Annotated in this window: 6 protein-coding genes and 3 pseudogenes; 1 reads left to right on the forward strand and 8 read right to left on the reverse strand. The window is 34.9% G+C overall.

Annotation, left to right across the window (positions count from 1 at the left end):
- From ACFCYJ_RS26795 to ACFCYJ_RS26825, 7 genes and pseudogenes are all read right to left on the reverse strand, one after another.
- Nucleotides 1–312: pseudogene (locus tag ACFCYJ_RS26795) on the reverse strand (hypothetical protein); the annotation flags it as partial.
- A 114-nt stretch (nt 313–426) separates the two neighbouring features.
- Nucleotides 427–1,200 (reverse strand): IclR family transcriptional regulator, encoded by a 774-nt coding sequence (locus ACFCYJ_RS26800; RefSeq protein ID WP_376078955.1) that lies wholly within the window; start codon nt 1,198–1,200, stop codon nt 427–429.
- A gap of 230 nt (nt 1,201–1,430) precedes the next feature.
- Complete coding sequence (locus ACFCYJ_RS26805) at nt 1,431–2,372, reverse strand: phosphotriesterase family protein (RefSeq protein ID WP_376078957.1); 942 nt, start codon at nt 2,370–2,372, stop codon at nt 1,431–1,433.
- A gap of 42 nt (nt 2,373–2,414) precedes the next feature.
- A complete protein-coding gene (locus tag ACFCYJ_RS26810; protein WP_376078958.1) occupies nt 2,415–3,416 on the reverse strand; it encodes a zinc-dependent alcohol dehydrogenase in 1,002 nt (333 codons plus the stop codon).
- A 34-nt stretch (nt 3,417–3,450) separates the two neighbouring features.
- A complete protein-coding gene (locus ACFCYJ_RS26815; RefSeq protein WP_376078960.1) occupies nt 3,451–4,251 on the reverse strand; it encodes an SDR family NAD(P)-dependent oxidoreductase in 801 nt (266 codons plus the stop codon).
- Between the two features lie 17 nt (nt 4,252–4,268).
- Nucleotides 4,269–6,002 carry an acetolactate synthase catalytic subunit gene (locus ACFCYJ_RS26820; RefSeq protein ID WP_376078962.1) on the reverse strand — a complete coding sequence of 578 codons (1,734 nt, stop codon included), beginning with the start codon at nt 6,000–6,002 and terminating at the stop codon, nt 4,269–4,271.
- A 10-nt stretch (nt 6,003–6,012) separates the two neighbouring features.
- Nucleotides 6,013–7,434, reverse strand: a pseudogene (locus ACFCYJ_RS26825) (aldehyde dehydrogenase family protein).
- Between the two features lie 1,554 nt (nt 7,435–8,988).
- Here ACFCYJ_RS26825 and ACFCYJ_RS26830 point away from each other — a divergent pair.
- Nucleotides 8,989–9,126: a hypothetical protein gene (locus ACFCYJ_RS26830; protein WP_376078964.1), complete on the forward strand. Its 138-nt coding sequence runs from the start codon at nt 8,989–8,991 to the stop codon at nt 9,124–9,126.
- A gap of 264 nt (nt 9,127–9,390) precedes the next feature.
- On the opposite strand, the pseudogene ACFCYJ_RS27505 reads toward ACFCYJ_RS26830, so the two are convergent.
- Nucleotides 9,391–9,516, reverse strand: a pseudogene (locus ACFCYJ_RS27505) (IS30 family transposase); the annotation flags it as partial.

Genomic DNA, 9,516 nt, shown 5'->3' on the forward strand with positions numbered 1-9,516 from the left:
TACCTTGTATATTTTTAAGTTTATTTTCCCAAGAGAATTAAAGCCATGCCTAAACTGATCTGTTTTAATAGTATCCCCTTTAAATTCTTGATCTTCCTTTAATCCTAATAATTTTTTAATATAGTTTTCAACAATTACGATTCTATGCTCAAAATCTAAATCTTGATTTGCATTAATACCCCAGAAAAAACCTACAAACAAATCATTTTGCTTATCTTTATCATCAATATATATATTTAATCCTTTGTCTTCCAAATATGTAATTGCTCTTGTATGAGCAGATTCATCAAAATAAAAATTATATACCGCCATGTAAGTAACCCCCTTTATATTTCTATTTAAATTACTTTCCTAAAATAATTTCAAAACGATTATATTCGCTACGGTAAAGGTGTGATCAGAGTACCCGTATAATTCTTTGAGGTCTTATAATATTGAATTACCAATACTTTGCGCATTACTTTTTAATTTTTGTAAATAATAATCTAATTGATTCTCTTTAAAATTCGTTTCTGCCATAAATACACTTAATACCGCTACTGTCTCATCATTTGAAGCATTAATAATCGGAACCGATATACCAATAGCTCCTTGTACATGCTCACTATTCGTATAGCAGTAGCCTTTTTCACAAATTTCTTCTAACGACTTTTCAAGTGCTTCTATCGTTGTAATGCTATTTTTTGTATGTGCATCCAGCTCAAGTTCTGCTAAAGTTTTTGCTCGCTCTTGTAGATTAAGCTGTTTTATAAAATACGCAAGATGGGTTTTTCCAGCTGTTCCCGTCGGTAGTTTATATACATAGCCTAGCTTTTCAGCCCATTTCAAAGTAATTGGGCTTTCTTCCTTCTCAACAAATGAATAAGTCATTTGGTCACTATACATCATACTTAAATACACTGATTCTTGAAATTCCTTAGCTAACTTTTGCATATAGGGCTTTGCAATTTTACGAAGATCTTGCTCTACCATATTATACAATTTAAGAATATTCGGTGGATTCAATATATATTTTTTCGATTCTTCTCGTTTAATAAAACCTGTATTATTTAGCGCTTCAACTAATCTATAAGCCGAAGTCAAGCTAATGTTTAACCCTTTTGCCACATCCGACACAGCTAAAGATCGTTCATTCGCAAATAGCATCAGAGCACTCAACGTACGTTCAGCCACTAACGAGCTTTTACTTGTATTATTCATCCAAACACCTTCTTTTAATATTCCATTAACCTATATGTAAATTACTTTTAAAGCCTACTTGAAGATTATAGCATGGCTTATTATAGTAAGATTATGTGTAGGAACATCCACATTTTGCTAATCCTAATATGTTACCATAAAAATAAAGAATCAAGCCACCGTTAAAATTGGCGAACTTGATTCTTTATTATAGACATTCCTATTTATTCAATTATAACCAAACTGATTGATTAAATTCCACTAAACCACTTTTGAACATTTTCATACATCATCGTATGAATTTGGTGATCTGTAACTCCTTCTTTTCGCAACTGCGGAAGAATCTCATCAATTAGGAAACGAATAGACCAACCTGGAATTATTTCATCGATTGATTCTTGCGTATACCAATCAATATTACAGCAATAGTCTTGTGATAAGAATATGCGCTTCTCTAGGCCTTCTTTCAATAATTGCAATAACACTTCATTTCTTTTTGCAGCTGGAAGAGGTCCTTGTCCAAAACGGTCCATTCCTATATAAGCGCCTTTATCTAAAATCTTATGAATATAATTCAAGTTTGTGCTATCACCTGTGTGACCAATCATAACAGATTTTAAATTCACACCCTCTTCTTCAAATATTGCTAGTTGATTCAAGCCATTTTCCGTTTCAGGATGAGAATGTGTCATAATAGGCACACCTGTGCTTTTATGAGCACGTGCAACAGCACGAAATACTTTTTCAAGATCTGGTGTAAGACCAGGTGCATCTGCAGAACATTTAAGGAACCCCGCTTTAATATTTGTATTTTGAATGCCCTTTTCAATATCATGAATGAATGCTTCTGCCATATGATCTATTTCTCTGTTTTGGAAATAGTAAGGGATATCTGTAAATGAATAAATACCTGTGGCTGTTACTATTTGCATATCTGTTTCATTTGCGACACGCTCTAAAAATCGCACATCTCTTCCCATCCCTACAACAGTTGGATCACAAATTGTTTTTACTCCTTGTGATTTTACAGCATTCGCACCTTCTACAGCTTTTTTATAAATTACATCTTCATCATATAAATGTGGGAATTGAAACGTCACTACTTCAGATCGTAATAATAAATGTTCATGTACAAGTGTACAACCCAAATCATTAATATTTAGCTTTCCTGTAACTGTATTTATAGATACCATATACCATTACCCCTTTTCATGATACGTAATCTACTTTATTTTTTACATCTCTATCATAGATTTAAGCACTTTTTGTTTTCTAGCATCATCAAATGCTAGAGCACCATTCAATAAAGGATACACAGCGACGATTGCTGCAAATTGCTCCTTATAAGAAGCTAATAAATTAAATGTTTTTTCAAAGTCATTACTATAATAGCCATAGCTTGGTAATAGGTTAATTTCACCTCTCACCATCACATTTAACGGTAATGTAACGTCCTGTTCATATAAAGCAACTACAACAAATGAACCACCTTTTTTAAGTCTTGAAATACCTTGTTGCGCAGCCAAAGAAGAACCCGAACATTCGAAAATAATATCCGCATCATTTCTTTTTTCCAAAGAATCCTCTACGATTTCAACTGCAATATCAAACTTTTCAATGGTACTTAATCGAACAGAACGATCTCTTCTTAAGCCTAAAACAGTAACAAAAGCTCCTGCATTTTTAGCAGCTATCGCTACAAAGAAACCAATGATGCCACAACCCTGGACTAACACTTTTTTACCTGTAATATCATTTGATACTTTTTCAACAGCGTGTAACGCAACGGAAAGAGGCTCGGCAAGTGCAGCAATTTTAAAGGGCACATTTTCAGGTATGAGATGGACTGAAGCAGCATTTACCTTCACATATTCAGCCATTCCGCCATCAAAATGCAAACCAAGGCATTGAATATTTGAACAAATATTTTGCCTCCCTTGTCTGCACTGTTCACATTGAGAGCAAGTCACACCTGGTTCAACAATAACGTGTGCATTTAGCAAGTGTTCATTACTTGATGCAGGGTGAACCTCTACTACAGTTCCAGATAATTCATGGCCTAATATAATTTCCTTCGGTACAAATTCATAGCCTTTAGCATGGTGAGCTGCATGCAAGTCACTTCCACACACACCACAATGACTGACTTTTATGAGTATTTCATTTTCCTCAAGTATAGGTCTTTGTCTATCTTGGACGTTTAATTGCCCTTTGCCAACTTTCACTAATGCTTTCAAAATGATTTCCCCTTTTGTCAGCTATCCTCAGCTGCTATTTTGTTATACCACCTGTAACATCAATAATACTTCCTGTTACATAGTCGGATAGATCTGTTGTTAAAAATTCAATGACATTGGCGCAATCTTCAGGTGTCCCGAAACGTTTTAAAGCGGTTTGGTTTGTATATGTTTCAGCGCCTGCTTTTTCAAATTGCTCAATTAAGCGACCAGTAGCAATATATCCTGGTGCAATTGCATTAACTGTAATATTGTATGGTCCTAAATCTTGTGCCAGATATTTTGTATAAGAAACGATTGCGGCCTTTGTAGAACCATAGTGCGAGTAAGTGCCTCCTTCTGTTGCTTGTAATCCAGTAACAGAGCTTACTGTGACGATTTTCCCGTAATTCTTTTTCTTCATACCTCCTGCAACTGCTTTGACACAATTCACTGTTCCGACAAAGTTGCGCTCGTACACTATTTTCAACTGCTCCAAGTCAATTTCAGATGCTTTATTTTCAAGTATAGCCCCCGTCCCCCCACCAGCATTGGCAACTAAAATATCTACTTCGCCTAAGTGAGTAACAATTTTATTAAAAGCCTCTTGAACAGCAGCTTCATTTGATACATTTGCCTCTACACCAATTGCTTTTACACCATGCTCTAACAATTCATCGACAACTGTTTCATACTGCTCACCGATATGCTCTTTTTCAAATTGCTGATACGACTTTAAGTCCACATCAATTATTCCTATATGTGCTCCTAATTGTGCTAACCTTAATGCATAGGAACGCCCTATTCCTCGTGCTGCACCTGTGACAACTGCTACTTTGCCTTCTAATTTTTTCATTTCCAATGCTCCTTTCTTTACTCATTTGTTTGTAATGAATCCATAACTCCAACAGGAGGAATGTTATGATCATCTGACATCAAATCAATGATAACGCTTTCATTTGAGCTAAAAGCTTTTTCAATAGCTGGTGCAATTTCTTCAATCTTCTCTACTCGAATACCAGGAATACCGCAAGCCTCCGCTACTTTAGTATGATCAACAAATGAAAAATCACATATATTTGTGTATCTACCAAACATCGCGCTTTCCGCATATTTTTGATAACCTAAAATACCGTTATTAATTACAGCTACTACTATTTGAATACCAAGACGTTTACATGTTTCAAGTTCACTCCAAACATGTCCAAATCCCCCATCACCAACAAGACAAAATACTTTCTTATGTTGATTTGCTAGCTTTGCCCCCATTGCCATCGGTACCCCCCATCCTAAACCAGCTAAGCCACGTGGGAAAATAAATTTGCGCATTTTCGTTGCCGTTAAGTAGTTGGCATTCCAAACAGAAGAAATACTTGCATCCGCTACAACGATATGGTCATCTGTTAAATTCTTTTCTACTTCATATAAAAATCTTTCTACTTTAATTTTGCCTGTCGTTTGTGTAATGATATATTGCATATCTTGCTGATGCTTTTTGCGAGATTGCTGTATTTGTTGTTCAATCGCAGCTCGTTTACTTGCTCTTTTCTCTAAATATCTATTTTGCAACTGTATTTTCAAGCTTTGTAAAGTTAATTTAGCATCCCCAACTAGTCTTAATGATTCATAGTTTCTACCAATTTCTACTGGATCAATATCAATATGAATATATTTAGCATTTTCAGGCAGCAATAACCAACTATCTGTACCATTTTGATTTGTACGGTTGCCGACTAATAAAATGACATCTGCTTGCTGTACCATTGGCTTTAAATGTGTGCTAACTCCTCGTTTACCCATATAATAACCAATGGGTCCAATCGTTAATGGATGCCTTTCATCAACTGCACCTTTTCCCATTGTTGTAGTTGCAACAGGAATCGAAAACTCTTCTTGAATAGCACGTAATTCATCCATGGCGTTGGAAGAAATGACGCCACCACCCGCATAAATAAATGGATTTTCTGCTTTGCTTAACCATTCAGCAGCTAGCTCGACTTTAGATGTATCTGCAATTGTACGATCTAATGGGAACGTACCATAACTTAGCGTTCTTCTTTCATTAATTGGATACTCATTCGGATCTGTAATAATATCCTTTGGTAATAGTAATACCGTTGGCCCAGGACGCCCAGATCCTGCTGTTTTAAATGCCATGTCAATATAATCTTCTATTCTAGCCTCAGTTGGAATACGCTTAATCCATTTTGATACTCCTTTAAAAAGCTCTAAGTGATCTATTTCTTGGAAAGCATTTTTCTCTTCATCGTTTCTTGAAACTTCCTCTACTAAAGCAACGATTGGATAAGATGCTTTTAGTGCTTCTGCTAAGCCTGCTACTAATAATGTTGCAGCTGGTCCATGCTGTGCAGTAACGACTGGGATCGAATTTGTACACATCGCATATGCTTGCGCCATATATGTTCCTGCATTTTCTTGACGATAGCCGATTTGCTCAATACCAATATCTTCGCATGCCAAAGTTACAGTAGGTGGGTTGCTTTGGCCGAAAAGATATTTGACCCCGTGTCTTTCTAATGCCAATGCAATACGCATAGCATTTGTTGATTTACCATTATTGTTTCTCTCATATTTAAGTACCATCATAAATCCTCCATTAATTTTGATTCCATACGATTAATTTTGTTTCTGTCATTTCTTGCATTGCATATTTAATACCTTCTTTAGTGTTACCGCTTTCTTTTACACCACCATACGGCATTTGGTCTACACGGTATGTTGGAATATCGTTAATCATCACCCCACCAACTTGTAGCTTTTTAGAAGCTTCAAATGCAGTATGAATGTTTTGTGTGAAAATACCTGCTTGTAATCCATATTTAGAATTATTTACTTGAGCAATTCCTTCTTGAATAGACTCGATCGGTGTTATAGTTACAATCGGTGCAAATACTTCCTGACAACTTACTTTTGACGTTGTGGCAACATTCGTTAAAATAGTTGGAACTAATACATTATTTTCAATATTGCCCCCTGCTAACACGTTAGCCCCTTGTTGCTTAGCTTCTTCTATCCAAATCATGCTTCTTGTTAAATCTTTAGCTGAAATAAGTGAAGAAACATCAGTATTTGCATTTAGCGGGTCACCACAAACAAGTTTGGCTGCTTCACTACGGAAAAGCTCTAGAAATTCATCATATAAGTGCTCCATCACATAAATTCGTTACAAGGAGATACAAACTTGTCCCTGATTTGAATAAGCTCCTATTACACACTTTTGGGCAACCTTCTGTAAATTTGATGCATCTTCTATAATGACGCCTGCATTGGATCCTAATTCTAAGCTCACTTTTTTTAAACCTGCTTTGGCAATAATTTCTTTCCCTACTTCTGGGCTACCTGTAAATGTAATCATATTTACGTTGTCACTCGTTACAATGCGGTCTCCTACAAGGGAACCTCTGCCCGTAACAACATTGAGAACTCCTTTTGGTAAGCCTGCCTCTTCTAAAAGTCTTGCTATAAAGAAAGCAGATAATGGAGTTTCAGTAGCTGGCTTTAAAATAATGCTATTACCTACAGCAATCGCAGGACCTAGTTTATGTGCAACTAAATTCATTGGGAAGTTAAATGGCATAATAGCCCCAACAACCCCTATAGGCTCTTTTTGTGTATAACCAAATCTGCCCGCGCCTGTTTTTGCAGCATCCATCGGAATAATTTCCCCAACATTTCTTTTTGCCTCCTCTGCCGAAAACTTATATGTTTCGATCGTACGATTAACCTCACCGTATGCTGTTTTCAAAGGCTTAGCTGATTCAAGAGCTATTAATGTAGCTGCCTCATCCCTTTTTTCAGTAAGTAATAATGTTAATCTCTCTAAAATTCTCGCTCGTTCATAGGTTGTCATCTCAGCAATCTCATTCTGATTTTTTACTGCACTTCGGATAGCATCATCAACCTGCTCTAAAGAAGCCTGTGGAATCTCTGCAATTTTCTCGTTTGAAAAAGGTGAATACAAATCTGCATAAACTTCAGCCTCTACCCAACATCCATCAATGTAAAGCCTTTCTTTCAAAATCCGCACCACCTAAATTCCGATTATCGTAATCTATTCCTATTATCGGAATTAAATCAAATTCTAAATGACATTCTTTTTTAAGTCAATATATTTATTGAATATTCTGAATAAGATAAAAATAAGATTTCTCTCGACTCTCATAGAAAAACTACAGAAGTCGTAGCAGCTAATTTGATAACTTCTTCAAAATTAAGTGAAAGGCTGGGACAAAATTGGTCAAAACCTTAAAAAGCGCGAGAAATCAATTTTAGAAACATTGATTTCTCGCGCTTTTCGATTATAAATATTCCCCATTTAGCTAAAACTTCTGTCCTGTTATTTTGATTATCTCAACATATTTTTAGCTTTAACACTCTTTATTTTTGATGTTTTTTTCTTTTGAATAATCATTATTCTTAAAATACATTTATATCTGAGGAACTACTGACAGGATATTACTTACTTTTTCTGCTTACCTCTTCTTCATAAATACTGCCAGTAGAAGAAGTATGTTTAATAATCCGCTTTTCATCCCAATTAATTGTCTTATTTAATGCGCATTCTAATTTATCGATTTTCCTTTATTTCCTAATCATTTTCTTATTAACATCGATAAATTTGTATACTCTATCTATTATTCCATGATCGTCCGAATAATTCTTTTCCATTGATAGCTCTAATACTTTAGTATCTTTCAATATTTTTTGGCTTTTTAAACTATAAGTTGACATTTTATCAAAAGAGATGAATATTTGGAATATCCCTCTTAATTAGGATTTAACCCTTTCTTTCATATTCAAATTGATTTGCATCATCAGTATGAAATGGCTTTTCCCTCATAATATTTCTTCTCCAATTATTAATAAAAATATCAAAAGTTAATATACCCCATTTATTATACTATGAAACTTGGAATTTGTTGCTTATAAAATAATTCTTTTTTACTATAATCATCTTAAGAGTAAGATCTAACGCTTGAGGCCAATAGCAGCCGATTATATAAATTACTTACACTAAGAAGGTGGCACTGGGGACAAGCGTTATCACACAATCCCCAAATGGTATCAGCAATGCCTTGAACATTGTGAAGCCTTTGCTATATCTAAAACTACTATCGATTTATTCTTCCACCTACAGGATTTGAAACATGAACAAAATCTTAAAGAAATTAAATATCACAAGATATGAAACAAAACCTGCTAACTTAGATATAGAAAAATAAAGTACAAAAAGTTCACAGCCAGTCAGATATAAATGTCCGCATCGAGATGTACATTTTTGCTTGTCTAAGCATGTACACTTTCGCTCAAAATGTACTTCTCTATTCATGTGTATGAATAATTACAACTTGACTTGGAGACCTCTACTCGCATGAATCGACAGCCAAAACCCAGATACTACAAGGGCTGGCTAGCCGAACAAGGCTATCATGCTCGCCACTCCAAGTAAAGTTGTAATATACATTGGTGAGCAAAAATGTACATGGTTATACGAGCGTTTTTGTACGTACTTATAAGCGCATTTATAGTCAGAGATGCGCATGAAAATAAAAATAAGACTAGAGGGAACTAAATGAAGGAGCAATATCGAGTTGTAAAAGTAAGCTACTCTAACGAGCTATCACCTGAGTCTGAATTATGGTTTAAAAGATTTATTGAAAAGTACTTCTTGATTATGTTGCAAAAGATTACAGATTACGAACTTTACTGATTAGTAGAAAATAAATTTCGAAAGAATTATTACATGAAGGAATAAAATTAATTCAATTCTTATCGTTTTCTCAAAAAATTATAAAAGCCCGTAAACATTGATATATCAATGTTTACGAGCTTTTAAGTATTTCTTATCTTGACTAAAAAACTTCTAATGATACCGGTGGTCGGGACAGGGAATGTAAAAAAAAGCCTTATATATCAAGGTTTTTTACCAAGAGTGTGTAAAATTTGTGTAAAATGATTTGGCAATGATGATTTGTCAAATTAAGTGCAACAGTTGCTCATCAAATGCCTCGTTTGCAGTTTTCCAACCAAGACATTTTCTTGGTCGGTTGTTGATATAGTTTAATGATTCTGTTAGTTCTTCTGGTGATACTTCTTCGAA

This window comes from Lysinibacillus sp. NPDC056232, from assembly GCF_042267565.1.
Lineage (GTDB): Bacteria > Bacillota > Bacilli > Bacillales_A > Planococcaceae > Lysinibacillus.

Coding starts and splice junctions, on each gene's coding strand:
- ACFCYJ_RS26815 (WP_376078960.1), bottom strand. CDS start 4,251: ATGAAAAAATTAGAAGGCAAAGTAGCAGTTGTCACAGGTGCAGCACGA.
- ACFCYJ_RS26820 (WP_376078962.1), bottom strand. CDS start 6,002: ATGATGGTACTTAAATATGAGAGAAACAATAATGGTAAATCAACAAAT.
- ACFCYJ_RS26800 (WP_376078955.1), bottom strand. CDS start 1,200: ATGAATAATACAAGTAAAAGCTCGTTAGTGGCTGAACGTACGTTGAGT.
- ACFCYJ_RS26830 (WP_376078964.1), top strand. CDS start 8,989: ATGAAGGAGCAATATCGAGTTGTAAAAGTAAGCTACTCTAACGAGCTA.
- ACFCYJ_RS26805 (WP_376078957.1), bottom strand. CDS start 2,372: ATGGTATCTATAAATACAGTTACAGGAAAGCTAAATATTAATGATTTG.